Source organism: Gordonia sp. NPDC003585, assembly GCF_040610755.1.
In the GTDB taxonomy this organism is placed as follows: Bacteria; Actinomycetota; Actinomycetes; order Mycobacteriales; family Mycobacteriaceae; genus Gordonia.
Map to the genome: position 1 here is coordinate 1 of NZ_JBEXMX010000049.1, position 26379 is coordinate 26379.

The 26379-nt window shown below is 66.6% G+C and carries 17 protein-coding genes and 1 tRNA gene; 11 read left to right on the top strand and 7 right to left on the bottom strand.

All coding sequences use genetic code 11. The annotated features are described in order from the left end of the window. Nucleotides 1–31 precede the first annotated feature (31 nt). Nucleotides 32–1684 carry an arginine--tRNA ligase gene (argS, locus tag ABZW74_RS14765; protein WP_240860320.1) on the bottom strand — a complete coding sequence of 551 codons (1653 nt, stop codon included), beginning with the start codon at nucleotides 1682–1684 and terminating at the stop codon, nucleotides 32–34. A 188-nt stretch (nucleotides 1685–1872) separates the two neighbouring features. Here argS and ABZW74_RS14770 point away from each other — a divergent pair, with 188 nt between their 5' ends. Both ABZW74_RS14770 and ABZW74_RS14775 read left to right on the top strand, forming a co-directional pair. Then, a complete protein-coding gene (locus ABZW74_RS14770; RefSeq protein ID WP_240860321.1) occupies nucleotides 1873–2694 on the top strand; it encodes a DUF3105 domain-containing protein in 822 nt (273 codons plus the stop codon). Between the two features lie 15 nt (nucleotides 2695–2709). Then, nucleotides 2710–3510 carry a DUF305 domain-containing protein gene (locus tag ABZW74_RS14775; RefSeq protein ID WP_240860322.1) on the top strand — a complete coding sequence of 267 codons (801 nt, stop codon included), beginning with the start codon at nucleotides 2710–2712 and terminating at the stop codon, nucleotides 3508–3510. Between the two features lie 128 nt (nucleotides 3511–3638). Here the strand turns inward: ABZW74_RS14775 and ABZW74_RS14780 are convergent. From ABZW74_RS14780 to ABZW74_RS14800, 5 genes are all read right to left on the bottom strand, one after another. Continuing rightward, nucleotides 3639–3714: transfer RNA gene (locus tag ABZW74_RS14780), tRNA-Arg, on the bottom strand. A gap of 56 nt (nucleotides 3715–3770) precedes the next feature. Then, nucleotides 3771–6743: an SMC family ATPase gene (locus ABZW74_RS14785; protein WP_355277111.1), complete on the bottom strand. Its 2973-nt coding sequence runs from the start codon at nucleotides 6741–6743 to the stop codon at nucleotides 3771–3773. Further along, nucleotides 6740–7969: an exonuclease SbcCD subunit D gene (locus ABZW74_RS14790; RefSeq protein ID WP_355277113.1), complete on the bottom strand. Its 1230-nt coding sequence runs from the start codon at nucleotides 7967–7969 to the stop codon at nucleotides 6740–6742. Before ABZW74_RS14790 ends, ABZW74_RS14785 begins: the two co-directional genes overlap by 4 nt. A 56-nt stretch (nucleotides 7970–8025) precedes the next feature. Further along, nucleotides 8026–9540 (bottom strand): MFS transporter, encoded by a 1515-nt coding sequence (locus ABZW74_RS14795; RefSeq protein WP_240860342.1) that lies wholly within the window; start codon nucleotides 9538–9540, stop codon nucleotides 8026–8028. Next, complete coding sequence (locus tag ABZW74_RS14800) at nucleotides 9537–10199, bottom strand: PadR family transcriptional regulator (RefSeq protein ID WP_240860343.1); 663 nt, start codon at nucleotides 10197–10199, stop codon at nucleotides 9537–9539. Before ABZW74_RS14800 ends, ABZW74_RS14795 begins: the two co-directional genes overlap by 4 nt. A gap of 97 nt (nucleotides 10200–10296) precedes the next feature. On the opposite strand from ABZW74_RS14800, the gene ABZW74_RS14805 reads away from it, so the two are divergent. The 4 genes from ABZW74_RS14805 (at nucleotide 10297) to ABZW74_RS14820 (ending at nucleotide 20056) form a co-directional block, all read left to right on the top strand. Further along, nucleotides 10297–11364 (top strand): glutathione S-transferase C-terminal domain-containing protein, encoded by a 1068-nt coding sequence (locus tag ABZW74_RS14805; RefSeq protein ID WP_355277118.1) that lies wholly within the window; start codon nucleotides 10297–10299, stop codon nucleotides 11362–11364. A gap of 35 nt (nucleotides 11365–11399) precedes the next feature. After that, nucleotides 11400–12140 carry a hypothetical protein gene (locus ABZW74_RS14810; protein ID WP_240860345.1) on the top strand — a complete coding sequence of 247 codons (741 nt, stop codon included), beginning with the start codon at nucleotides 11400–11402 and terminating at the stop codon, nucleotides 12138–12140. Between the two features lie 74 nt (nucleotides 12141–12214). Next, a complete protein-coding gene (locus ABZW74_RS14815; RefSeq protein ID WP_355277146.1) occupies nucleotides 12215–16003 on the top strand; it encodes an ABC transporter ATP-binding protein in 3789 nt (1262 codons plus the stop codon). Nucleotides 16004–16195: 192 nt separating this feature from the next. Further along, complete coding sequence (locus ABZW74_RS14820) at nucleotides 16196–20056, top strand: multifunctional oxoglutarate decarboxylase/oxoglutarate dehydrogenase thiamine pyrophosphate-binding subunit/dihydrolipoyllysine-residue succinyltransferase subunit (protein ID WP_355277121.1); 3861 nt, start codon at nucleotides 16196–16198, stop codon at nucleotides 20054–20056. Nucleotides 20057–20117: 61 nt separating this feature from the next. On the opposite strand, the gene ABZW74_RS14825 is transcribed toward ABZW74_RS14820, so the two are convergent. Beyond that, nucleotides 20118–20702, bottom strand: coding sequence for a TetR/AcrR family transcriptional regulator (locus ABZW74_RS14825; RefSeq protein ID WP_355277149.1), 585 nt, complete (start codon nucleotides 20700–20702; stop codon nucleotides 20118–20120). 133 nt (nucleotides 20703–20835) lie between these two features. Between ABZW74_RS14825 and ABZW74_RS14830 the strand changes: the two genes are divergently transcribed. The 5 genes from ABZW74_RS14830 to ABZW74_RS14850 all read left to right on the top strand — a co-directional run bounded on the left by ABZW74_RS14830 (nucleotide 20836) and on the right by ABZW74_RS14850 (nucleotide 26379). Beyond that, nucleotides 20836–22374, top strand: coding sequence for an NAD(P)/FAD-dependent oxidoreductase (locus tag ABZW74_RS14830; RefSeq protein WP_240860346.1), 1539 nt, complete (start codon nucleotides 20836–20838; stop codon nucleotides 22372–22374). A gap of 21 nt (nucleotides 22375–22395) precedes the next feature. After that, nucleotides 22396–23226 carry an SDR family NAD(P)-dependent oxidoreductase gene (locus ABZW74_RS14835; protein ID WP_355277124.1) on the top strand — a complete coding sequence of 277 codons (831 nt, stop codon included), beginning with the start codon at nucleotides 22396–22398 and terminating at the stop codon, nucleotides 23224–23226. A 216-nt stretch (nucleotides 23227–23442) separates the two neighbouring features. Next, the gene (locus tag ABZW74_RS14840; protein WP_240860348.1) at nucleotides 23443–23691 is read left to right on the top strand and encodes a FeoA family protein; all 249 of its coding nucleotides are present in this window, start codon (nucleotides 23443–23445) and stop codon (nucleotides 23689–23691) included. Further along, nucleotides 23688–25739, top strand: coding sequence for a ferrous iron transporter B (locus ABZW74_RS14845; RefSeq protein ID WP_355277127.1), 2052 nt, complete (start codon nucleotides 23688–23690; stop codon nucleotides 25737–25739). The genes ABZW74_RS14840 and ABZW74_RS14845 overlap by 4 nt, the downstream gene beginning before the upstream one ends. Nucleotides 25740–25746: 7 nt before the next feature. Beyond that, complete coding sequence (locus tag ABZW74_RS14850; RefSeq protein WP_240860350.1) at nucleotides 25747–26379, top strand: NifU family protein; 633 nt, start codon at nucleotides 25747–25749, stop codon at nucleotides 26377–26379.

Sequence of the window (26379 nt, forward strand, 5' to 3'; positions counted from 1 at the left end):
TCGGCGTGCCGGGGTCCGGCCGGGTGCGCGCTCACATGCGCTCCGGTGCGCTCACGCCGACCAGGTCGAGACCGTTGGCCAGGACCTGACGGGTCGCCGAGCAGAGCGCCAGTCGAGCGCGGTGGATGTCGGCGGGCGGTTCGTCGCCCTGTGGGAGCACCCGGCAGCGTGCGTAGAAGCGGTGATAGGCACCTGCCAGCGACTCCAGGTAGCGGCAGACGCGATGCGGTTCGCGCAGGGTCGCCGCGGTCGCCACCACCTCGTCGAAATCGCCGATGGTGCGGATCAATTCGCCCTCGGCAGGATCGTCGAGCAGATCGATGTGCGCGACGTCGGCGGCAAGTCCGAGCTCGGCGGCGTTGCGCGACAACGCACTCAGACGTGCGTGCGCGTATTGCACGTAATAGACCGGGTTCTCGTTGGACTGCTTGGTGAGCAGATCCAGATCGATGTCGATGTTGACGTCGACCGACGACCGGATGAGCGAATAGCGCGCGCCGTCGACGCCGACGGCCTCCACGAGGTCGTCGAGGGTGATGACGGTTCCCGCGCGCTTGCTCATCCGGACCGGCTTGCCGTCGCGGACGAGGTTCACCATCTGCCCGATCAGTACTTCGACGACGTCGGGATCGTCGCCGAGCGCGGCCGCGGCAGCCTTGAGCCGGCTGATGTAGCCGTGGTGGTCGGCACCGAGCATGTAGATGCACAGGTTGAAGCCGCGGTTGCGCTTGTCGCGGATATAGGCGATGTCGCCGGCGATGTAGGCGGCGTTGCCGTCGCTCTTGATGACAACCCGATCCTTGTCGTCACCGAACTCCGTGGACCGGAGCCACCAGGCGCCGTCCTTCTCGTAGATCTTGCCGTTGGCCTTGAGCTCGGCGATGCACTCGTCCACCAGGCCGGACGTGAACATGCTGTCCTCGTGGGTGAACACGTCGAAGTCGGTGCCGAACTCGTGCAGGCTCTCCTTGATGTGGTCGAACATGAGCACGACGCCCACCGACCGGAAGGTCTCGACCCGCTCATCGGCCGCTTGGTCAAGGACGTCGGGCACCCGCGACACGATCTGCTTCGCGATGTCGGCGATGTAGGCCCCGGCATAGCCGTCCTCGGGGGTCGGCTGCCCGAGGGCCGCCGCTTCCAGGGACCGCGCGAACCGGTCGATCTGCGCGCCGTGGTCGTTGAAGTAGTACTCGCGTGTCACGTCGGCACCGCGGGCCTGCAGAACCCGTCCGAGTGCATCGCCGACGGCCGCCCAGCGCGTGCCACCGAGGTGGATGGGCCCGGTGGGGTTGGCCGACACGAACTCGAGGTTGATGACCGATCCGTCCAGGTCGTCTCCCCGGCCGTAGCGTTCGGCCTGCTCGAGGACCGTCGTGATCACGGTGTTCTGCGCGGCCGCCGCCAGCCACAGATTCACGAACCCGGGCCCTGCGATCTCGGCCTTCTCGACGCCGTCGGCGGCCGAGTAGGCCTCGGCGAGCCACCCGGCCAACTCGCGCGGAGCAACGCCGAGGCGCTTGCCCAATTGCAGCGCGATGTTGGTCGAGTAGTCGCCGTGGTCGGCATGACGTGGACGCTCGACGCCGACGGAATCGGGTACGAGCGTCTCGTCCAGACCGTGGTCACGAACCACGGTCAGTGTCACGGCCGCGAGCAGCGCGGCAAGGTCGGCGGGAGTCACAGAGCACCATCTTATTGGCCCGCCGACTCACGCAGACAATCGCCCGGTCCCAGTGGCCACAACGGGCACGCGTCGGCGCACAAGTAGACTGTCCACGCCGCGTGGCATGACGGCGCCCGGGGTGGTCGATGGTGGCGCCAAGCGGTAACACAACGCGGTGTCGAGTAGCGGGATACAGAGAGAGATACATGGCGGGCAAAGCCGGGGCACACGTCCCCAAGACCAGTAAGAGCGGCAAGTCGCCGTCGGGCGGCATCGACTGGATGATGGTGGGCGCGGTCGTGGTGGTCGTCGCATTGGTCGCCGGACTCGCCATTTATCTGGTGCCGCGGTTCCTCGACAAGCGTGCCGAGGAAGAGGCCGCGCGGATCGCGCCGGAAACCATCTCCGAGTTCGTTCCGACACCGGCCAATCCCGATCCCTCCGACAAGATCGAGGGCATCGTCAAGCGCTACTACCCGGCCGCCACGCACACCGAGAAGCGGGTCGCCTACGACCAGTCGCCGCCGTTCGGCGGTCCGCACGACGCCATCTGGGCGACCTGTACCGGCATCGTCTACCCGAACCCGATCCGCTCGGAGAACGCGGTCCACGCACTCGAGCACGGGTCGGTGTGGATCACCTACAACCCGGACACGATCTCGTCGGGCGATCTCGACTACCTCAAGAATCTGGTTCGCGGCGAGCAGTACCTGTTCATGTCGCCCTACCCGGGCCTGAGCACGCCGTTGTCATTGCAGAGCTGGGGACATCAGCTCAAGCTCGACTCCGCCAAGGATCCGCGGGTGAACCAGTTCATCACCGCGCTGCGACGCAACCCCATGACCAATGTGTACCGCGAGAATCCGCAGGCATCGGCGTACCCCGAGGTTCAGGCGACCTGTGGGCCGACCCCGGGCTTCGACCCGTCGAACCCGCCGCCGGCCGACCAGGGCCCGCCCGGGCCGGACGCCTTCCCGATGGACGGCAAGCCCGCTGCGCCCGTGACGCAGCCGATGCCGACCGGCTAGGAGAAGGTGAATTCGATGACCGAGAGCCCTGAATCTCACGATGACGCGACGACCGTCGCTGCCGAGCCCGAATCTGCCGAGGCAGCCGAGCCCGCTTCGCGCAGTCGACTCCTGCTCGCCCTGGCCGGCGTGGCGATCCTGCTCGTCGGCGTCGGACTCGGGCTGGTGATCCAGGCCAGCTTCGCCGACGACGCGAGCACCGAGGACCGACCCGCCGCCGACTCGGCCGCGGTCGGTTTCGCTCAGGACATGTCGGCTCACCACCAGCAGGGTGTGGAGATGGCGTCGATCATCTACCGCACCGGCGAGGACATCCAGGTGCGATCGCTCGCCTACGACATCTTGACCACGCAGAGCAACGAGATCGGGCAGATGCAGTCGTGGCTTACGCGGTGGGGCTATCCGCTCGACAACCCGGGTGAGCACATGGCCTGGATGGGCCACGACATGGGCGGTATGTCCGAGGACGGCCACCATCACGATCACGGCGACATGAGCGGCATGCCGATGCCGTCGGGGACTCCGGCTCCCGCAGCCACCGATCAGCCGATGATGCCCGGCATGGCGACTCAGGCCGAGATGGCCAAGCTGTACAGCCTGCGCGGCGCCGAGGCCGACACCTACTTCCTGCAACTCATGCTGCGCCACCACGAGGGCGGCACGCCGATGATGCAGTACGCCGCGAACCCGGAGAACGTCGACGAGGACTACGTGCGCTCCCTCGCCACGTCGATGATCAACACCCAGGGCAACGAGATCAACACCATCAAAACGATGCTGGCGCAACGCAATGCGCAGCCGTTGCCGATGAACTGATCTCCACCCAGGCACGTCGCCGAAGAAAGTAGGGGAAGAAACTCTTCCCCTACCCTTGGAGTCCTCCCCCAGAAACTTCTAGGGGACGACTAAGAACCCCGGGGAACAAGTTCTTCCCCCAGATTTTGTGGTGCCCCCGGCAGGATTCGAACCTGCGGCCTTCTGCTCCGGAGGCAGACGCTCTATCCCCTGAGCTACGGGGGCTCAACGGGCGAAACACAGAGTAGCGCACGGGCTCGGGCGATCCCCAATCGGGCTGCTCACGACACGCGCAGCAGTTCACTCATCCGGACCGTCGAACCGCTGTCGCCCCGCACCACCTGCAGCTGAGCGGGAATTCGAGCGCGCAACTCGTCGACGTGACTCACGACTCCCACCACTCGCCCACCGGAACGCAGGTCGTCGAGGACGCCCATCACCAAGTCGAGTGCTTCCGGATCGAGAGTGCCGAAACCCTCGTCGATGAAGATCGTGTCGAGGACCCGACCGCCACTCTCTGCCGACACCACGTCGGCGAGACCGAGGGCAAGCGCCAACGATGCGAAGAAGGTCTCACCGCCGGAGAGGGTCGTCGTCGCGCGTACCGCACCCGTGTACTCGTCACGCACCTCGATACCCAGGCCACCCCGGCGTCCTCGCGGTCCGACGGCATCGGTGTGCACGAATTCGTAACGTCCGGAGGACATCTGGTGCAGACGGGCCGACGCGGCGACCAGCACCTCCTCCAGACGCGCAGCCAGCACGTACGAATGCAACGACATCCGACGCGCGTTCTGGCCGTGTCCGCTGACGAGTTCGGCGAGCCCCGACAGTTCCGCGCACTTGGCCTGCAGCGGCGCCAGCGCATCCGACGCCGCCCAGAACTCGGCGACGTATCGCTCCAGATCTGCCGCTCGCCGGGCCGCCACCGCATGACTGCTGGCCGCCTTGTCTGCCGCGCCGCGTGCGAGCGCGAGACTCGCTGCCAGGGCGCCGGTGTCGACCGGATCGCCCTCGAGGGCGGATGTCACGTCGGGGTCGCCGAGCGTCTCGAGCGCGGCCGAGCGCAGCGTGATCGCCTGCTGCAAAGTCGATTCCCACTTCTGGATCTGCTGGGCAGGGGCCAGTGCGGCCCGGACGCCGGCATGATCCTCGAAGCCGGCGTCGACACACCTATCGCGCAGGCGCGCGGCGATCTCGTCACGCCGGACCCGGGCCGACTCCCGCTCCCGCAGGGCATCGCGCAACTGTCCCGCAAGGCGGCACAGGTCGGCCAGTTCACGACGCCGTTCGGTCACTCCGACGCGTCCGCCTGTGGCCTCGAGGACCTCGGCGTCGAGCTCGGCCAGACGGGTCCGTAACGCAGACAACCGTTCATTGCGCGCCGACTGCGCCGAATCGAGGTCGGCTGCCTCTGCCCGGTGAGCGTCGGACTCCGCGGCCGCATTCTCGACCGCAACCTGCAGCGCCGGAACACCTTCGGCGCAACGACGCGCATCCGCGAGTTGTTCACCTATCCGTTGCAGCCGATGCTCGGTGTCCGTGGCGTCTGCGTCTCCGACGGTCTCGTCGAGGCTCTTGCGGCGTTCGACCAGAGCGGCGCGGTCCGATTCGGCCCGTGCGCGTGTTTTCGCGGCACGCTGCTCTGCGTTCGCAGCACTTGACTCCTGCGCATCGCCGACGGGTGACGCGTCCCCCGCTCGCGCGGGTTGCGGGTGCTCCTGCGACCCACAGACGACGCACGGCTCCCCGTCGACCAACTCCGCCGCGAGTTCGGCGGCCATCCCGGCCAGTCTGCGTGTACGCAGGTCGAGCAGATGCTCGCGGGCGGCCACGTGGATCTCGCGGGCTTCGAGAACTGCCGTATCCGATTGCCGCAGAGACTGATCGACCTGCGTGCGGGCCAGCAGCGCCCTGGCGATCCGTTCGGCGTGCTCGCGCTCGGACTCGAGTTGCGGGATTCGCCCACGCGCCTCGAGCGCCGTGGTGAGCGCAGCTTGGACCTGGTCACGGCGACCAGGAGCCGCCGCCAACAGTCCGGCCAATTCCGCACGACGAGTCTGCGCGGCACCGACGTCGCGCTTCAGGGTCTCGATGTCGGAGACCAACGCCGGCCTCTCTGCGACCCGGGCCGCCAGTGGTTCCCACCGACCGGACTCGGCGGTCCAGCCGTCCACCGCCACCCGCAACTCGGCTTCGTTCGCGTCGCAGACCGCCTCACCGCCGGCTACTGCCGCCATGGCCGCGCGAGCGCTCTCCCATGCGCGGGTGGCGGCATCGTAAGCGCTACAGGCATGTTCGTGCTCGTCGATCAGCGATGCGATCGGCGCAGCCCGCCGTGCTGCGTCGAGAGCCGAAGCCACCTTCGAGCGATCGGCCTCACCGAGGCGGAGCTGATCGAGCCGCTCGGTGGCCTGCCTCCCTCGGCGTCGATGTTCGGCGCGCTGCACTCCTGCGTCGTGTGCGGCCTGTGCGACGTGGACTGCGGCCCTGGCGGCATCGAGGGCCGCCTGTTCACTGTCGCACACCGAACGCGCAGCGTCGAGACACTCCTGCGCCCAGTCCAGGTCCGGCGCTGCGGGCGGCGCATCCACCCCTCCCAGCGCGACGATCTGCCCGGCGATGCGGTCGAGCGCTGTCACTCGCTCGGTCACGGTCGCCTCGCTCGCACGCGAACAGTCGCGAAGCCATTCTTCCAGGTCACCGAAGCGCTCGGTGTCGAACAGCCTCTCCAGCAACCGTTCCCGATCCTCGGAACTGGCCCGCAGGAACTTCGCGAACTCACCCTGGGGAAGCAGAACCACCTGAAAGAACTGTTCCGCACTCATACCGATCAGCCGTACGACGACATCGCCGATGTCCGGCAAACGCGTCAGATCGGGTCCCGAACCGTCCACCCAGTGGAGCGTGGCGGAGGCGTTGATCTTGCGCGTGCCCTGGCCCCGCTTCTTGGGCCGGTGGTGTTCGGGTGAGCGGATGATCCGCATCCGGCGCCCACCGATCGTCGCCTCCAGTTCGACCTCCGGGACCTGTTCCGGGCGTGCATGATCCGAATGCAGCCGCCGATTGATGTCGCGAGCTCCCGGAACCCGGCCATAGAGTGCGAAGGCAACCGCGTCGAGCACCGTCGTCTTTCCCGCACCCGTCTGACCGTGCAGCAGGAAGAGGCCTTCGGCGGACAGCGCATCGAAGTCGACCTCGGTGTCCTCGGCGAACGGCCCGAAGGCGCGCATGCGGAGTCTGTGCAGTCTCACGCGGATTCCGCCACATCGACCACCCCGACATCAAACAGGGCCCACTCCCCTTCCGAAGCAACCGATTCCGGTGCGCTGGCGCCGACACCGTCCGCCTGGGTCTCACCGACCACCGCGCGCAGTGCACGATCGACGATCGCCAGTTCACCCGGAGTCGGCTCGTCCCGGACATCGGTGATGAACGACGTGACCACCTCGGCATCGGTGCGACCCCGAACTCGTGAGCGATAGTCGACACCCTCACCCTGCTCGGGACGCTCCCACCGCACATGCACCGCGTGCGGAAAGCGTTGCCGCAGTATGCGCATCGCGTCGACGGGGCGCACCTTGTCGGTCAGGGCGGCCTCCACGTAGTGGTCGGTGGCGGATTCCAGGGCCGGGTCGGTGAGCAGGTCGTCGAGAGTGCCACGCAGACAAGTGAGTTCGCGCACCCCAGGCAGGTCGTGTGCACGGACCTCCGACACCCCACGCGCGTCGAGGTCGACGATCCACACAGACTTCCGGTGCGTACGTTCACCGAACGAATACGGCAGCAGCGAGCCGCTGTAGCGCACCGTGTCGGTGAGCCGCTGCGGCGAGTGCAAGTGCCCCAGGGCCACATAATCGACGCCCGAGAAAGTATCTGCGGACACCGTTTCGACACCTCCGACGCTGATCGACCGCTCGGACTCGGAGGCGATGCCACCCACCACGAATGCATGTGCAGCGACCACCGATCGCGCCGACCGGCCCTCGAGATCCGCCCGAATCCGATCCATCGCCGCGGCGAGGACCGCGCTGTGCCCGCGATCCTGTTCGACGCCGAGTTCGCCACGCGCGGTATCGGGTTCGAGATACGGGATGCCGTAGATCGCCACGTCACCGAACTGGTCGGACAGGACGACCGGACGGTCGATGCCGGCGATCGTCGTACGGAGATGCAGTCCGCCCGCAGCGGCGAAGGCGGATGCCGAGCCCAGCCGGGTCGCCGAATCATGGTTGCCGGAGGTGATCACGATCTGTGCCCCGGCGGCGGCGATCTCGGCCAGGCCCGCGTCGTAGGTGGCGATCGCGTCTGCCGAGGGAACCGACCGGTCATAGACGTCGCCCGCGACGACCACCACGTCGACGGCTTCCTCGGCCACGATCGCGGCCAGCTGCGTCAGGGCACGTCGCTGGTCGTCGAGCAGTTCGACACCGTGAAAGGTCCGGCCCAGGTGCCAGTCCGAGGTGTGCAAGATCCGCATGGATTACACGGTACGGCCGGGCACCGACAGGATTCGGGAGGCGACGACGCGCGTCCTCAGGCCGCGCCTGCTCCCTCCACCTCACCTTCGGCGAGCAGTGCCTCCGTGGCCGCCCGAGGCGTCTGGTGCTTGGGCCGCACCAGGAACACCGTCGCCGCCACACCGATCAGCAGCACCGCGGCCGGCAGGTACAGCGATTGCCCCATGGCGTCGGCGAACCCTTCCCGGAGGAAGGCCGGCAACTGGGCGACCGTGTCCCGGTGCTCGTTGGTGTTCACGTTGGGCAGCTCCGCAGCCAGTCGTGTCTGCATCAGTGCGCCGACCATCGACGCGCCGAGCACCGAACCGATCATCCGCGTCGTGTTGTAGACGCCGGCGCCGGCGCCGGCCTGCTGCCAGGGCAGGTTTCGGGTGGCGGTGGCGGCCAACGGGGCCCAGATCCCGGCCGACGCGATACCCATCATGCAGAGCGGGATCACGAACTGCCACACCGGAGTATCCGGTTGAGCCAGCATGCCGAGCAGTCCGACCGCGACGGCGTTGAGCAGCAGGGCCGAGGCGATGATCACGCGTGGGTGGACGCGGTCCAGGATGCGGCCGACGATCGGCGCGAGGACGCCGGTGAGCACGGCCATCGGCACCATCATCACCGCCGACTGGGTCGGCGACATACCGCCGACGAGCTGCAGGAAGAACATCGTCGGGATCATCAGACCGGAGATCGCGAAGCCCATGGTGGCGATACCGATGTTGGAGAGCGAGAAGTTGCGATCGCGGAACAACGACAGCGGCACCAGCGGCTCGGTGCGAATCCGCGACTGCCAGTAGACGAACAACGCCATCACCAGCACGCCACCCACGATGAGTGCCCAAATCCACGCCGACCAGTTGTAGGTCTCACCCTCCTGGATGCCGAACACCAGGGCCGCCAGACCGACCGCCGAGAGGATCACGCCGATCCAGTCGAACTGGTGGTCATGAGTTTCGACGCTGGGCACCAGCACGGCGGCGAGGACCAGGCCGACGATGCCGACCGGGATGTTGACGAAGAAGATCCACTCCCAGCCGAAACTGTCGGTGAGGATGCCGCCGAGCAGTGGACCGACAAGGGTGGCCACACCGGCAACCGTGCCCCACACACCCATCGCCGCGCCGCGCTTCTCCGGCGGGAAGATGCGGGTGATCAGTGCCATCGTCTGCGGGGTGATGAGCGCCGCGCCGATACCCTGCAGGGCTCGGGCCGCGATCAGCTCACCGATCGAATCGGACAGACCGCACCACAGGCTGGCGGCGGTGAAGACCAGCAGACCCAGCTGGTAGACGTTCTTCGGCCCGAACTTGTCGCCGAGCCGGCCGGTGATGAGCAGCGGCACCGCGTAGAAGAGCAGATAGGCGCTCGACACCCAGACGATCCCGTTGACGTCGGTGTCCAGCGCGGCCTGAATCTGCGGCTGCGCCACCGCGACGATCGTCATGTCGACGAGGATCATGAAGAAGCCGACACAGAGCGCCAGCAGTGCGACCCATGGCCGGCTGGTGATCTGCCCAGCTGAGGGCGGAGAGGTGGTCATGGTGTGTTCTCTTTCTGTGCGCGTTCGGGATCGGCCGCCGCCCCCGCAGGCAGGCCGTTGATGGTGGTCAGGAAGTCGGGGTCGTCGAGCCAGGCGATCCGCGAGGTTCGCATGCGGTCGACGAGATCGGTGAGCCAGTCGATCTGGGTGCGTAGCGTGGCCATCTTGCAGCCGGCGTCGAGGTGGAACATCTCCGGTTTGCCGCAGGCCTGCGCCACCGCGACCGCCGCCTCGTACTCGGCGAGCTCGGTCTGCATCCGTTCGATTCGTTCGCCGACCAACTCGATCACCCGGGCCCGGGGCAACCCGTGCGCCTCGGACAGAGCCAGATAGAGCTCGGGATACTCCTCCGGGTGCCGGGCAAGGATCTGCTCCAGGCTTCTGGTCAGCACCTCACGTCCGTGTTCGGTGATCGCGTAAACGGTCCGCTCGGGCCGATTGCCTTCGCGTCGAACCTCCTGGATCTCGATGAGTCCCTTGGAATTCAGACGGTCCACCGAGTGATACATGGTGCCGGGCCGGATCTTGGCCAACCTGTCCTCCCGGCGTTCGACGGTGGTCTGGAACATCTCGTAGGGATGCATGGGCCGCTCGGCCAGCAAACCGAGGATCAGCATCGCGATCGGCGGCAGAGGCTGCGCCGAGCCGTGTTCACCCATGTCCCAACTCCATGTTTCCGACCAAATATTCCGACTGGAATATACCGCGCCGGGCAACCGATGCCAAGAGTCGGTACAGATCATTACTGTGTGAGGCATGGCCCCCGACAGCGGAACGAGAGACACCGGCACGACACACGGCGACGCCGAGCAGGGCAGCTATGTGACCACCGGTCAGGAGTTCGTGCGCGACACCAAGTACATCGAGACCCGGATCACCGCCGACGGTCGCGACGGGTATCCCGTCGAACCCGGTCGCTACCGTCTCGTCGCCGCCCGTGCATGCCCGTGGGCCAATCGGACGCTGATTGTGCGCCGGCTCCTCGGACTCGAGAACGTGATCTCGCTCGGCCTGTGCGGTCCGACGCACGACAAGAACTCGTGGACCTTCGATCTCGACCCCGGCGGCGTCGACCCGGTCCTGGGCATCCCGCGACTCAAAGACGCCTACGAGAAGCGATTCCCCGGCTACCCCAAGGGCATCACCGTGCCGGCCATCGTCGAGATCGCCACCGGCGAAGTGGTGACCAACGACTTTCCGCAGATCACCATCGACTTCTCGCTGGAATGGGCCGCCTACCACCGCGAGGGTGCACCCGCCCTGTACCCCGAACACCTGCGTGACGAGATCGACCAGGTGAACCGCGGCGTCTACACCGAAGTCAACAACGGCGTGTACCGGTGCGGGTTCGCCGGCAGCCAGGACTCCTACGACGCTGCCTACGACCGCCTGTTCACCAAGCTCGACGAACTATCCGAACGGCTGTCCACGCAACGATTCCTGGTGGGCGACACCATCACCGAGGCCGACGTGCGGCTGTTCACCACGCTCGCCCGGTTCGACGCCGTCTACCACGGCCATTTCAAGTGCAATCGCACCAAGCTCAGCGAGATGCCGGTTCTGTGGGCGTATGCTCGCGACCTGTTCCAGACGCCCGGGTTCGGCGACACCACCGATTTCACCCAGATCAAGCAGCACTACTACATCGTGCACAGCGACATCAATCCGACGCAGATCGTTCCCAAGGGCCCGGACCTGCGCGGATGGCTGACGCCGCACCATCGCGAAGAACTCGGCGGACGGCCATTCGGAGATGGCACGCCACCCGGGCCACCGCCGGCAACCGAAGTCGTCCCCGCTCGAGATTGGGTACCCCTCTCATGACATTCGACCCCCGATACCCGCCCCAGCCACAGAACATGCAACAGCCCCAGTGGGAACAGCCCGAACCTCCGACGTCGCGTCGGACCGTCGAGGTGGCCGGCGGTGTGCTCGACCGCGCCCAACGACTCCAGGCCCCCCGGGTCAAGAAGTACGTCGAATCGTTGCGCGCGAAGTACCCGAACGACTCACCCGCGCAACTCATCCGACGTCTCGAGAAGCGCTACTTGCACGCCGTCACCGGTTCGGGCGGCGCGGTGGGTGCCACTGCGGCCATCCCGGGCGTCGGGACGATGACCGCACTCGGTGCGATGACGGGCGAATCGGCCTTCTTCATCGAGGCCTCCGCGCTACTTGCCTTGGCAATCGCCGAGGTCCATGGAATTCCGTTGCACGACAACGAAAGACGCAAGACGTTGGTGCTCACCGTCGCGCTCGGCGAAGAGGGTGTGCTCGCGCTGGGACGCGTGGTCGGGACCCGGGGAGGCGTGCTGCGCCGACTCGGCCGCTCGTCGGTCCCGCAGAGCGCGATCACCAAACTCAACAAGAAGCTCGTCGCCAAACTGTCGCGCAAGTACGCATATCGCAAGGCGCCGTTGGTGCTCGGCAAGTTGATGCCCGCCGGGATCGGCGCCGTCATCGGTGGTGCCGGCAGTCGGGCGATCGGCCGACGAGTGGTGCGTAACTCCCGGCAGGTCTTCGGACCCCCGCCGGTCGCGTGGCATGTCGATTCGACGGTCGTGTACGACGCCGGCCTGCCGCCCGTGCGCCGGTGGTGACGACGGCCCTCGACAACGAAGTCCAGCCGTCCCCGTCGGAGGAGAGAGCGGCCGACGCGACATCACCCGGATGGATCCGACGCCTGGCCGCCGAATCGTGGAAGTACCGGCGGCTGGTCGTCACGACCTTGATCGCCACCGCGATCGCCGTCGCGGTGGACCTCACCACTCCCCTGTTGGCGAAGGCCGCCGTCGACAACGCCACCGGCGTCGCGACCCACGGGCTGTCCATCACCGCGATCGTGACGATGCTCGTGGTGCTCGCCTTCGTCCGGTACGCCTGCCAGTACGGACGCCGCATCACGGCCGGCCGGCTGTCCATCAACGTGCAGAACGCTCTGCGCCTGCGACTGCTCGACACGCTGCTGCATCTGGATGGCCTGGCGCAGCGCGAGATCCGGACCGGGCAGATCGTCTCCCGCTCGATCTCCGATCTCCAGATCCTGCAGGGGCTGCTGGCGATGGTTCCCCTGTCGGCGGGCGCCGCGGTCCAGGTGGTCATCGCGATCGGCATCATGGCCTACCTGTCGCCTCTGCTGACCGCCGTCACATTGCTCATCATTCCCGTTGTTGCACTGGTCATCTGGCGTACTCGTCGGCGTCTGTTCGCTGCCACATGGTCGGCTCAGCAAGCCGCTGCCGACGTCGCGCAGCACGTCGAGGAGACGGTCACGGGTGTCCGCGTCGTCAAGGGCTTCGGGCAGGAGCAGCGCGCGGTCGACGAACTCGTCGACCTCGGTGCCGCACTCTACGCACGGCGACTGCGCGCCGCCCGGATCAACGCACGATTCGCACCGACCATGGCCGCGATCCCGCAGATCGGCATGGTCGCGGTGATCGCCGTGGGGGGCTATCTGACGATGGATGGCCACATCACCACCGGAACCTTTCTCGCCTTCACGACGTATGTGGCGAGCATGACCGCCATGGCCCGACTCCTCACCAACCTGGTGGTGAACGCACAGCTGGCGCGAGCCGCGGTCGAGCGTGTCTTCGACGTGACCGAGCATCCCCGCGACCCGGCGATCGGCAACACCGGCACACTGCCGCCGGGACCACTCGGACTCGAACTCGACGCCGTCCGCTTCGGACACCACCGATACGACGATCCCGATTCCGAACCGGCGGTCCTCGACGGCGTGGATCTGCGCATCGCACCCGGCGAATGCGTCGCCATCGTCGGGCCGCCCGGCTCGGGCAAGTCGACGCTGGCCGACCTCGTCAGCGGATACCTGACACCCGACGCCGGGTCGATCGACATCGTCGGTGCCGACGGCCGCCATCCGGTGTCGGAGCTGGCCCCCGACGCGTTGCACCACGCGCTCGCGGTGGTCTTCGACGAGCCGTTCCTCTACTCGGACACGATCGTCGCGAACATCGCGCTCGACGTCGCCGCCGAGGACGTGGATGCGGCGGTGATGAAGCGCGTCGTCGACGCAGCACAACGCGCCGACGCGGCCGAGTTCATCGACGACCTCCCGGACGGGTACGCGACGGTCGTCGGCGAACGAGGACTCACCCTGTCCGGCGGACAACGTCAACGCATCGCCCTCGCACGCGCCTTGTTCGCCGACCCACGCATCCTCGTCCTCGACGACGCGACGTCGGCGGTCGACGCCGCCACCGAGGCCCGCATCCTGCGCGGTCTCCGCGCCCAGCACCGTACGATGCTCGTTCTGGCCCACCGACGCTCCACCCTGACCCTCGCCGATCGTGTCGCCGTGATCGAGGGCGGCGTGATCACCGCGGTCGGCACCGTGGCCGAACTCGAGACGACGTCACCACGCTTCCGTGACCTCATGGCGCCGGTGTCACCCACGATGCCCGAGGTCCCGGCCGGTATCACCATGTCTCCCGACTCCGCCGAGGATCTCTGGCCCGATCGGGTTCCGACCGGCGCCGACGCCCCGGCTCGACCGATCCGGAATCCGGCCCCGGCCACCGGCGGCATGGGACGCGGCCCGGGCATCGGTTCCGCCCTCGGGTCGATGCCTGCCACGCCCGCACTCACCGAGGCGGTGGCCGCGCTGCCACCGGCAACCGAGGACCCGCAGGTCGACACGGTCGCCGCGCGCCGGGAGAACCCGCACTTCACTCTGCGCGGCATCCTTCGACCGGTCCGGTGGTTGATGGTCGCCGCGATCGTGGCGATCGCCGCCGACACCCTGATCGGGCTGATGTTCCCGACCCTCGCGAGGACCGTGATCGACGCTGCCACCAACGCCGACGAGGCGACACTGTGGTGGGCCACCGGGGTGGGTGTGGCGCTCGTGGGCCTGGGTTGGGTGGCGACCTCGGCGGTGACGATCACCTCGGCAAGGGCCGGCGAGCGAGTCCTGTACGGGTTGCGCATCCGCTCGTATGCGCACCTGCAACGCCTCGGACTCGACTACTACGAGCGTGAGTTGTCGGGCCGCATCATGACCCGCATGACCACCGACGTCGACGCGCTGTCGACGTTCTTGCAGACCGGCCTCTCCTCGGCCATCGTCGCCGCACTCACGCTGATCGGCGTCACGATCGCACTCGTCGTGACCGACCCGGTCCTGGGCGCGCTGATCCTCCCGGTCTTTCTCGTCGTCGTGGTGGCCACCGTGGTGTTCCGGCGCATCGCAGCGCGCGCGTACACCCGGTCCCGCGAACTCGTCAGTGCGGTCAACGCAGATTTCCAAGAGAACATCGCCGGCATCAAGACCACGCAGACCTACCGTCACGTCGCGGTCGCCGACGCACGATTCACCACGCGGACCCTTGACTGGGTGCACGCGCGCATGGTGTCCCAACGCGCGATCTCGATCTACTTCCCGTTCATCACCTTCATGTCGGATCTCGCGACCGCCGTCGCCGTCGCGGTGGGTGCCCATCAGGTGTCGACGGGCGCGATGTCGGCCGGCACCCTGGTCGCCTTCATTCTCTATCTCGCGATGCTGTTCGGCCCGGTGCAGCAGCTCACGCAGGTCTTCGACGGGTACCAGCAGGCCGCCGTGGGATTGCGACGGATCGGCGATCTGGTGTCGACACCGAGTTCGCTGGCCGCGTCGCCGTCGGCCACCGAACCCGGCCCGGCCCGATTCGACGGGGCTGCCACGCTCGATCACGTCTCGTTCCGCTACGCCGGTGCCGCCGGCGACGCACTCACCGACCTCGACCTGGCCATTGCGCCGGGCACGTCGGTGGCCCTGGTCGGGCGCACCGGCGCAGGCAAGTCGACGATCGTCAAACTGCTGGCGAGGTTCTACGACCCGACCTCCGGCTCGGTGCGAATGGACGGCGTCGACATCCGCGAGTACACGTTGTCGGCCTACCGGCAACGCCTCGGACTTGTCCCCCAGGAACCACACCTGTTCACCGGCACGGTCGCGGAGAACATCGCCTACGGCCGGCCCGATGCCGACCACCGGACGATCGCTCGGGCCGCGGCGGCAGTCGGTGCCATCGACATGATCCGGTCACTTCCCGGACGCATGAATCATCCGCTCGGCGAGCGCGGCCAGGGCCTGTCGTCAGGCCAGCGGCAACTCGTCGCTCTGGCGCGTGCCGAACTCGTCGAACCCGATCTGCTGCTTCTCGACGAAGCCACCGCAACACTGGATCAGGCAACCGAAGCGCTCGTGCTCGCTGCGGGCGCCGCGGTCACCAGGCGTCGCTCGTCGGTGATCGTCGCGCACCGACTTGCCACCGCCGCACGGGCCGACCTGATTGCCGTTGTCGAAGACGGACGCATCGTCGAAATGGGAACACACGACGAGTTGCTGTCGTTGACCGGAAGGTATCGAGCGTTCTGGGATGCAGGTGTCGATCCCGACGAATCGCCGATTCCGGTGGGCCCATCCGGCAACGACGCCGGCCCCACGACAGCGTGAAAGTCCGAGCCAGATGACGAGGCTCTGTCCTCGTGTGGACGACGTGTGGAACTGACCGTGAAGTAGCAGGTCGGTGCGCACGGACTGCTTTCACGCGCGTACCATCTGCAGGTGGTTCACCGATAGTCTTCACGAGAGACCTCGGTGGCAGAAAACCCGGCACCTTTTTGGGAATTGAGGCGAGATACCGCTGTGAGCAGTTCGTTATCCGATTTCGGGCAGAACACGTGGCTGGTCGAGGAAATGTACCAGCAGTTCATCCAGGACCCTGATTCGGTGGATCCGAGTTGGCACGACCTGCTGAAGAACTACAAGCCGTCAGCCAACGGCGCCGAGTCGGGATCGAACGCCAACGGCAACGGGTCGGCCCCCGCGACTGCCTCGTCGAACAAGCCCGCCCCGAGTAAGGCTCCCGAGAGCAAGACCGCCGAAAGCAAACCTGTTGCGAGCAAGTCCGCTGCGAAGCCGGCCGCAACCAAGGCATCGTCCGAGGGCTCTGCGTCCAAGCAGGTCACCCTCGACCAGACACCCACCCGTCCCGCGGCGCGCAAGAGCGCACCGGCCAAGGAGGCCACCGCCACCAAGGCGGCCTCCGGGCAGAGCGTGGCGAGCCGCGACGGATCGGCGCGGTCGCAGAGCCGCCCGGTCGCCAAGACGGCGACATCGACCGACAAGTCCGAATCGGCCGACGAGAACAAGGTCTTGCGTGGTCCCGCGGCCGCGATCGCGAAAAACATGTCGGCGTCGCTGCAAATCCCGACCGCGACCAGCGTTCGCGCCGTGCCCGTCAAGGCGATGATCGACAACCGCATCGTCATCAACAACCATCTGGCCCGCACCCGCGGCGGCAAGATCAGCTTCACCCATATTCTCGGCTACGCGATCGTGCAGGCGATCAAGTCGTTCCCGAACATGAACCGGCACTTCGCCGAGGTCGACGGCAAGCCCAACGTGGTGACGCCCGCACACACCAACCTCGGGCTCGCCATCGACCTGGTCGGCAAGGACGGCAACCGCACGCTGGTCGTCGCCGCCATCAAGGAATGCGAGACGATGGGGTTCGCCGAGTTCTACTCCGGCTACCAGGACATCGTCCGCCGCGCCCGCGACGGCAAACTCGGCGCCGACGACTTCGCCGGCGTGACGATCTCGCTGACCAACCCGGGCACCATCGGGACCGTCCACTCGGTTCCTCGCCTGATGAAGGGTCAGGGCGCCATCATCGGCGCGGGCGCCATGGAGTACCCGGCCGAGTTCCAGGGAGCCAGCGACGAGCAGATCGCCGAGCTCGGCGTCGGCAAGCTGATGACACTGACGTCCACCTACGACCACCGCATCATCCAGGGTGCCGAGTCGGGTGACTTCCTCCGACGGATCCACGAGCTGCTGCTCGACGACGCGTTCTACGACGAGATCTTCACCGCGTTCCACATCCCCTACGAGCCGATCCGGTGGCGCCGCGACATCCCCGCGGGAACCGTCGACAAGAACACCCGAGTGCTCGAACTGATCGCCGCCTACCGCAGCCGCGGCCACCTCATGGCCGACATCGATCCGTTGATGATGGACAGCGACGCCCGGGCGAGCCACCCCGATCTGGACGTGTTGACCTACGGTCTGACGCTCTGGGATCTCGACCGCACCTTCAACGTCGGCGGCTTCCACGGCCAGGAGAAGATGAAGCTGCGCGACGTGCTGTCGATTCTGCGCGACGCCTACTGCCGCCACGTCGGCGTGGAGTTCACCCACATCCTCGAGCCCGACCAGCAGAAGTGGCTGCGCGAGCGCGTGGAGATCAAGCACTCCAAACCGCCTGTCGCAGAACAGAAGTACATTCTGTCGAAGCTCAACGCCGCAGAGGCCTTCGAGACCTTCCTGCAGACCAAGTACGTCGGGCAGAAGCGGTTCTCGCTCGAGGGCGCGGAATCGGTCATCCCGATGATGGATGCCGTCATCGACCAGAGCGCCGAGCACAGCCTGGGCGAGGTCGTCATCGGTATGCCGCACCGCGGGCGGCTCAACGTCCTGGCCAACATCGTCGGCAAGCCCTACTCGAAGATCTTCACCGAATTCGAAGGCAACCTGAACCCGTCGCAGGCGCACGGCTCCGGCGACGTGAAGTATCACCTGGGCGCCGAGGGCAAGTACTACCAGATGTTCGGCGACAACGAGATCACCGTGTCGCTCACCGCCAACCCGAGTCACCTCGAGGCCGTCGATCCGGTTCTCGAAGGTCTGGTCCGCGCGAAGCAGGACCAGCTCGACGAGGAGGGCGAGTTCTCGATCCTGCCGCTGATGCTGCACGGCGACGCCGCTTTCGCGGGACAGGGCGTGGTGCCCGAGACCCTCAACCTGGCCATGCTGCCCGGCTACCGCACCGGCGGAACCGTGCACATCGTGGTCAACAACCAGGTCGGATTCACCACCGCACCGGAGCATTCGCGCTCGTCCGAGTACTGCACCGATGTCGCGAAGATGATCGGCGCGCCGATCTTCCACGTCAACGGCGACGATCCCGAGGCCTGCGTGTGGGCGGCGAAGCTCGCCGTCGACTACCGGCAGACCTATCACAAGGACGTCGTGATCGACCTCGTCTGCTTCCGCCGTCGTGGACACAACGAGGGTGACGACCCGTCGATGACCCAGCCGGCGATGTACGACGTGATCGACACCAAGCGTGGAGTCCGCAAGAGCTACACCGAAGCCCTGATCGGTCGTGGTGACATCTCGACCAAGGAGGCCGAGGACGCCCTGCGCGACTACCAGGGACAGCTCGAGCGGGTCTTCAACGAGGTCAAAGAACTGGAGAAGTACCGCCCCGAGCCGAGCCCGTCCGTCGAATCCGACCAGACGCTGCCCACCAAGCTCGTCACCGCCGTCGACAAGACGACCCTGCAGACCATCGGTGATGCCTTCGTCAACGTGCCCGACGGATTCACCCCGCATCCCCGCGTGAAGCCGGTGCTCGACCGCCGGCAGGAGGCATCACGCAACGGCGGTATCGACTGGGCGTTCGCCGAGCTTCTCGCGTTCGGATCGCTCGTCCTCGAGGGTCGCACCGTGCGCCTGTCGGGACAGGATTCCCGCCGCGGCACGTTCACGCAGCGTCACTCGGTTCTGATCGACCGGGAGAACGGGTCGGAGTACACCCCCCTCAACCATCTCAAGCCCATCGACGGTGAGCACGGCGGTGGCCAATTCATGGTCTACGACTCGCCGCTGTCCGAGTTCGCGGTGGTCGGATTCGAGTACGGGTACTCGGTCGGCAACCCGGACGCCCTGGTGCTCTGGGAAGGGCAGTTCGGCGACTTCGTGAACGGCGCGCAGTCCATCATCGACGAGTTCATCTCCTCCGGTGAGGCCAAGTGGGGCCAGCTCTCCGACGTCGTGCTGCTGCTTCCGCACGGTCACGAGGGCCAAGGCCCCGACCACACCTCGGGGCGTATCGAACGCTTCCTGCAGCTGTGTGCCGAGGGATCGATGACCGTCGCCCTACCGTCGACGCCGGCCAGCTACTTCCACCTGCTGCGCCGCCATGTGCTCGACGGCATCAGCCGCCCGCTCATCGTGTTCACCCCGAAGTCGATGCTGCGCAACAAGGCCGCTGTCTCCCCGGTCGAAGACTTCACCGACGACAAGTTCCGTTCGGTGATCGACGACCCGAAGTATGTCGGCGGAGGCGATCGCAGCACGGTCAAGCGGGTGTTGCTGGTGAGCGGCAAGCTCTACTACGAGTTGGCCGCACGCCGCGACAAGGATGATCGCGACGACGTCGCGGTTGTCCGGATCGAGCAGCTCTACCCGGTTCCGCACCGCCGACTCCGCAACACGTTGGAGCAGTACCCGAACGCCACCGACTTCGCCTGGGTCCAGGAGGAGCCGGCGAACCAGGGACCGTGGCCGTTCCTCGGCCTGTGGCTGCCCGAGGTGCTCCCGGACACGCTCGGCGGCCTGCGTCGAATCTCGCGGCGCGCGATGTCGGCACCGTCGTCGGGCTCCAGCAAAGTCCACGCCGTGGAGCAGCAGGAGATCATCGGCGAGGCGTTCGCCTAGTAGCGACGGCCCCTCCGCCGTGAGGTGCGGTCGGGGCTCGCTTCGCCCGCACCTCAGGGGGTCAGGCCTCGGGAACCACCACACCCGCCGCCCCAGCCAACGCCGGCAACGCCGCGGTGATCAGGGCCAGCAACTCGTCCCGAGAAATCCGGGGACCACCGAGCCAACTGATCGTCGTCTCCTCCACAAACGAGATCCAGCCGTGCACGGTCATCTCGACGACGGGGGTCACGGTGAGGCCGAGCGCGGGAACATGGTCGAGCACGCGTTGCGCCATCACCGCACGAGTGCCGTCGAAGATGGCCCGCATCGCTTCGTCCGAACTTGAGGCACCGCGCATGAACGTCGTGTACGACGACCGGTTCTCGCTCACATAGTCGATGAACGCGGTCATCGACGACTGCAGGATCGCGAGCGGGTCCTCGAGTGACGGGTCGGGCGCTGTGCACTCGAGCATCTGCCGAGCCTGAGTGGCCGCGATGGCCACATGGAAGTCCTGCTTGGACTCGAAGTAGTGGAACAGCAGCGCTCGTGAGACGCCGGCGGCCTCAGCGATCGCCTCGATCGACACCTGGTCGAGCGGACGCTCCGACACCATCTCCAGACCGAGTTCGATGAGTTGTTCGCGACGCGCCTCGGGACTCATCCGCGTGCGTTTACCCTGGGTCACCGACACGGATTCCCTCCTCTCACCGTCGACACACACCGACCCTAGCCACTTACTGAATCAGATTCAATAAGCTATTGACATGAGTTCAGTAGCTTCCTATGGTGACTTCATGACAACGAACGATGTAGAGATTGCCATCATCGGAGCAGGCTTCTCTGGGCTCGGTGCGGCGATCAAGCTCAAGCAGGCAGGCTTCGACGACTTCGTCATCCTCGATCGGGGCCGCGACTTCGGCGGCACCTGGCGCGACAACGTCTACCCCGGTGCGGCGTGCGACGTCCCGTCGCAGCTGTACTCCTTCTCCTTTGCGAAGAATCCGACCTGGTCGCGGTCCTACTCACATCAGCCGGAGATCCACCGCTACATCAACGGTGTCGCCGACACCTACGGCATCGGCGCCAACACGCGCTTCGGCACCGAGGTCACCCACGCGGCGTGGGACGACGAGCAGCGCGTCTGGCTGATCGACACCGAGCGCGACGGTGAGGCCACCCAGGTCCGCGCCAACGTGATGGTCGGCGCCGTAGGCCCGCTGTGCGAACCCAACCTCCCCGACATCGAGGGCATCGACGGATTCGACGGCAAGATCATCCATTCCGCACGCTGGGACACCGACTACGACTTCACCGGCAAGCGCGTCGCCGTGATCGGTACCGGCGCATCGGCCATCCAGCTCGTCCCCGAGCTCGCGAAGGTCGCCGAGCGCCTCGACGTGTACCAGCGCACAGCGCCGTGGATCGTCCCCCGCACCGAGCGCGCGTACACCGGCGCGGAGCACTGGGCCTACGAAAACGTGCCCGGCTTCCAGTCCGCCGTGCGCGGCGCAATCTACGCTGCCAACGAAGCGACCGCCTTCGGTCTGACCTACTCGCCGAAGGCACTCAAACCCGTCGAGCTGATCTGCCGCGCGAACATTGCCCGCGGCATCTCCGACCGCGCGCTTCGCAAGAAGGCCACCCCGGCCTTCCAGGTCGGCTGCAAGCGCATTCTGCGCTCCAACGACTGGTACCCCGCCATCAACCGCTCCAACGTCGACCTCGTCACCGACGGCATCGCCCGCGTCACCCCCACCGGCGTCGCCACCGTGGACGGCACCACGCGCGACGTCGACGTGGTCGTGGTCGCGACCGGGTTCCACGTCACCGATTCACCGGTGTTCGGCAGGATCGTCGGCAAGGACGGCCGCAGCCTCGCAGCGGTCTGGGACGAGATCGGCATGCAGGGCTACAAGGGCTCCTTCGTGCACGGCTTCCCGAACATGCTGCTGATGGTCGGACCGTCCACGGGGCTGGGCCATACCTCCATGGTGTACATGATCGAATCACAGTTGAATTATCTGGTCGACTACCTGAAAACTGCACGCGCCCAAGGCATCACCCGTACCGAGGTGACCGAGTCGGCACAGCGCGGGTTCAACCGGGACATCCAGCACGCCCTGCGCAACAGCGTATGGGTCAACGGCGGCTGCGCCTCCTGGTACAAGGACGCCAGAGGCAACATCACCACACTGTGGCCCGGCTTCACCTTCAACTTCCGTCGTGCGACAAAGCATTTCGACATCTCCGCCTTCGAGGTGTCCCGGACGAAGGCGCCCATTGACACCACGTCCGCGAGCACGGCGTCAATCACCGACACCGTCACCGCCTGACCCAGCAGACAGGAGCAGCAGATGAAAGACTTCAACAACAAGGTCGTCGTCATCACCGGCGCAGGGTCGGGCATGGGCCGCGACCTCGCGGTCAAGTTGGCGCAACGCGGTGCACGCCTGGCGATCTCCGACGTCAACCCCGGCGGCCTCCAGGTCACCGAGGACCTGATCCGCGAGACCGGCGCGCAGGTGCACAGCCAGATCCTCAACGTCGCCGAGCGTGAGGCCGTACTCGATTACGCCGACACCGTCGTCGCGCACTACGGCGTCGTCAACGCCGTGTTCAACAACGCCGGCATCGCCCATCACGGTGAGATCGAACGCACCGAATTCAAAGACATCGAGCGCGTGATGGATGTCGACTACTGGGGAGTCGTCAACGGCACCAAGGCATTTCTCCCCCACCTCATCGCGTCCGGCGACGGACACATCGTGAACACGTCGTCGCTCTTCGGGTTGCTGGCCGAGCCAGGCCAGGCCGCCTACAACTCCGCCAAGTTCGCGGTCCGCGGTTTCACCGAGGCGCTGCGTCAGGAAATGATCATCGCGAAGCACCCCGTCAAGGTGACCTGTGTCCACCCCGGCGGAATCAAGACCGCAATCGCGCGTAACGCCACGGTGTCCGGCGACCACGACCAGCAGTCGAGTGCCGCCTTCTTCGACAAATACCTCGCGCGGATGACCTCGCCCAAGGCTGCCGACATCATCATCGACGGTGTGCGCAAGAACAAGGCACGCATCCTCGTCGGCGCCGACGCCCAGCTACTCGACATCTGGGTGCGGATCGTCGCGTCGAAGTACCAGTGGGTCACCGCCAAGGTGACCGGCTGGGCACTGTCGAAGGTGAACTGACCCAACAGGACTCAGGTCTGCCCAAAACCCAAGTCACACAGGGCCGCTCGCGCAAGGCGCAGGCGGCCCTGTGTCGTGTTCGCCACCGGTGACATTCGGCCCGTTCGGCTCCGGGGCTAAAGACCCAAAGACTCGCTGTTGCGACCAGAACCGCCCTACCCGCGCGTAAAGTAAATCGAGTTAGGGTCGATTTACCTCGAAAGGCGGCCTGCGACGATGGCAGCCAGCACGATGCCGATGGCCAGACTCAACGTCGGTCAGAGCGCCCGGATACACGGATTCAGCGAGTCCTGCCCACCGGAGATACGTCACCGGCTCGCCAGCCTCGGCTTCATCCACGGCACCACCGTGTGCCGCATGCGCCGCGCACCGCTCGGCGATCCGAGCGTCTATCGGGTGATGGACTACGAGATCTGTTTCCGCCGACACGAAGCCGACTTCATCGAATGCGATGTGGCGTCATGAGCGACTGCCACGATCCCGGCGGCGGGCACCACCACGAACACGGTGGCGGCGGCCAGAAGCCGCTGGCGGATGCACCGTCGGTCGCGCTGATCGGCAGCCCCAACGCCGGCAAGACGTCGGTGTTCAACGGACTCACGGGGCTACGCCAGAAGACGGGCAACTACCCGGGTGTCACCGTGACACGATCGATCGGGCGGGCGAAGGTCCCGGCCATGGCCGGTGCCGGAGCCGCCAAACCGATCGAGATCAATCTCGAAGACCTCCCGGGCACCTACAGCCTCCAGCCCATCTCACCCGACGAGCAGGTCGTCGCCGACCTGCTCGACGGAAAGATATCGGGCGCCGACAGGCCCGACGCCGCGTTGATCGTCGTCGACTCGACGGTGCTCCAACGGTCACTCGGACTTGTCGCAGAGGCGATGAACCTCGGCATCCCCATCGCGATCGTGCTCACCATGACCGACGAAATGGCCGCTCGCGGAGGCAAGGCCGACCCCGAGGGACTCGAGGAAGCGCTCGGCGTCCCGGTGCGGGCCGTCATCGGGACTCGCAAGTCGACCCTCGAGTCTGTCCGGACCCTGCTCGGCGCGCCGGAGTCGTGGAGCAGGCCTGCCGTCGCGCCGCCAACGGTCGCCGACGGCCAAGAACACGAGGACTGGGTGGCGTCGGTCCTGCAACTGGCCGGCTACAAAGCACCCCGCTCGCACTCCATCACCAACGCCGTCGACCGTGTCCTGCTGCACCCCGTGGTCGGCACGTTGGTCTTCCTCGGCATCATGTTCGGCTTCTTTCAGGTGGTCTTCACGGTCGCGGCGCCACTACAGGACCTGGTCGAGTCGTTCTTCGGGTGGCTCGGAGGCCTGGTCACCGAGTACGTGACGTGGCCGATCCTCGCGGACTTCCTGTCCACCGCGGTCATCGGCGGCGTCGGCGGTGTGCTCGTGTTCGTGCCGCAGATCGTGCTGGTGTTCCTGCTCATCGCCCTGATGGAGAACGTCGGCTACATGTCCCGCGCCGCGTTCGTCACCGACCGCGCGATGAGCGGTGCCGGGCTCGAGGGTCGCGCCTTCGTCGCGATGCTGTCGTCGTTCGCATGTGCGGTCCCCGGCATCATGGCCACCCGCAGCATCCCGTCGTCGAAGGATCGCATCGCCACCACCATGGCGGCCCCGCTCGCCACCTGTTCGGCCCGCATCCCCGTGTACGTACTGCTGATCGGAATGCTGGTATCGCCCGACGCGAAGTTCGGTCCGTTCGGCATGCAGGGTGCGGTGATGTTCGGCCTGTATCTGCTCGGCGGGGTGTCGGCGATGACGGCGGCGGCGGTGTTCAAACGCACTCCGGCGCTGCGCAGCGGACTGATGCCCTTCTACATGGAGATGCCGCCGTACCGCATCCCGGCGGCCCGCACGGTCCTGATGATGGTGTGGGATTCGACTCGGATGTTCCTGCGCAAGGTCGGCAAGATCATCCTGCTCACGTCGATCGTGCTGTGGATTCTGCTGTCGCTGCCCGCCCGCACGGACGAAGCGGAGCAGATCAAGAACGACACCGTCGCCGTACAACTCCAGCAGGGTGCGACCCAGGAGGAAGCCGAAGCGGCCGGCGACGCGGAGTCGCGTTCGTATGTGATGGACAACAGCTTCGGTGCCGCCATCGGCAAGTTCGTCGAGCCCGTGTTTGCCCCACTGGGATTCGACTGGCGCATCGACATCGGCATCCTCGGCTCGTTCGCGGCGCGAGAGGTCGTCGTGTCGACTCTGGGCCAGATCGCTGTTGCTGAAGATCCCGACGACCCGACGTCGGCCCTGGAACAAATGACGTACACGGACGGCCCCAACAAGGGTGAGGTCGTGTTCTCACCGCCGACGATCGTGGCCATGCTGTTGTTCTTCGTCTACGCGCTGCAATGTATGTCGACGATCGGAGTGATGCGGCGCGAGACCAATTCGTGGCGATGGCCGATCATCGCGTGGGTCTACATGTTCGCCCTCGCGTGGGTGGCCGGTTACATCGGTCACACCATCACGGCCGCGGTGACCGGGTGATGCCGCCATGAGTCTCGTCCTCTTGCCGATGCCGGCCGACCCCGACGATCCCGCTCTCGTACGGTGGCGCGTCGGGCCGGGTCTGGTTCGCAAGACCGGCCAGGTCGACGCCGCGGACCTGCCCACTCCTCTCGCCGACCTCGCCGCCGAGGGCACCGTCGAGTCGGTGTGGGTGACACCCGGTGAAGTACGCACTCGTTTGGGCGCCGATCACACCGCAGCCGCGGATGGTCGGCGCATCCGCGGCGCACTGCACGAGATCCTCACCGCGCCCGGTGGATGGCCCGACGCACACGAAGCCATCGCCTCGGACGAACGCGAAGCGGTCCGCCAGGCCGCCGACGCGGAGGTCGCCGACGCCGTTCGCGCAGTTCTCGCCGGAAGCTTTGGCATGTACACCGCGTCACACGGCGGGGCCGTCGAATTGGTCGGCGTCGAGAACGGGGACGTGACGGTCCGTCTGACCGGCCACTGCCACGGGTGTGCCGCCGCCAACAACACGCTGCAGAGCAACCTGGCCGCACAATTGCTTCGCGTTCCCGGTTTCCGCTCACTGCACACGGTCGGCGACCACGAGACGCCCCAGCGCTCGCCGCGCACGTGGCTCTCGTTGCCGGGTGTCGGTCGTCGCGGCCGCTAG

Excerpts from the sequence above, each read along its gene's own strand:
- ABZW74_RS14775 (WP_240860322.1), top strand. The coding sequence starts at position 2,710 with ATGACCGAGAGCCCTGAATCTCACGATGACGCGACGACCGTCGCTGCC.
- ABZW74_RS14850 (WP_240860350.1), top strand. The coding sequence starts at position 25,747 with ATGAGTCTCGTCCTCTTGCCGATGCCGGCCGACCCCGACGATCCCGCT.
- ABZW74_RS14790 (WP_355277113.1), bottom strand. The coding sequence starts at position 7,969 with ATGCGGATCTTGCACACCTCGGACTGGCACCTGGGCCGGACCTTTCAC.
- ABZW74_RS14840 (WP_240860348.1), top strand. The coding sequence starts at position 23,443 with ATGGCAGCCAGCACGATGCCGATGGCCAGACTCAACGTCGGTCAGAGC.
- ABZW74_RS14770 (WP_240860321.1), top strand. The coding sequence starts at position 1,873 with ATGGCGGGCAAAGCCGGGGCACACGTCCCCAAGACCAGTAAGAGCGGC.
- ABZW74_RS14830 (WP_240860346.1), top strand. The coding sequence starts at position 20,836 with ATGACAACGAACGATGTAGAGATTGCCATCATCGGAGCAGGCTTCTCT.
- ABZW74_RS14800 (WP_240860343.1), bottom strand. The coding sequence starts at position 10,199 with ATGGGTGAACACGGCTCGGCGCAGCCTCTGCCGCCGATCGCGATGCTG.
- ABZW74_RS14805 (WP_355277118.1), top strand. The coding sequence starts at position 10,297 with ATGGCCCCCGACAGCGGAACGAGAGACACCGGCACGACACACGGCGAC.
- ABZW74_RS14845 (WP_355277127.1), top strand. The coding sequence starts at position 23,688 with ATGAGCGACTGCCACGATCCCGGCGGCGGGCACCACCACGAACACGGT.
- ABZW74_RS14810 (WP_240860345.1), top strand. The coding sequence starts at position 11,400 with ATGCAACAGCCCCAGTGGGAACAGCCCGAACCTCCGACGTCGCGTCGG.
- ABZW74_RS14825 (WP_355277149.1), bottom strand. The coding sequence starts at position 20,702 with ATGAGTCCCGAGGCGCGTCGCGAACAACTCATCGAACTCGGTCTGGAG.
- ABZW74_RS14835 (WP_355277124.1), top strand. The coding sequence starts at position 22,396 with ATGAAAGACTTCAACAACAAGGTCGTCGTCATCACCGGCGCAGGGTCG.
- ABZW74_RS14795 (WP_240860342.1), bottom strand. The coding sequence starts at position 9,540 with ATGACCACCTCTCCGCCCTCAGCTGGGCAGATCACCAGCCGGCCATGG.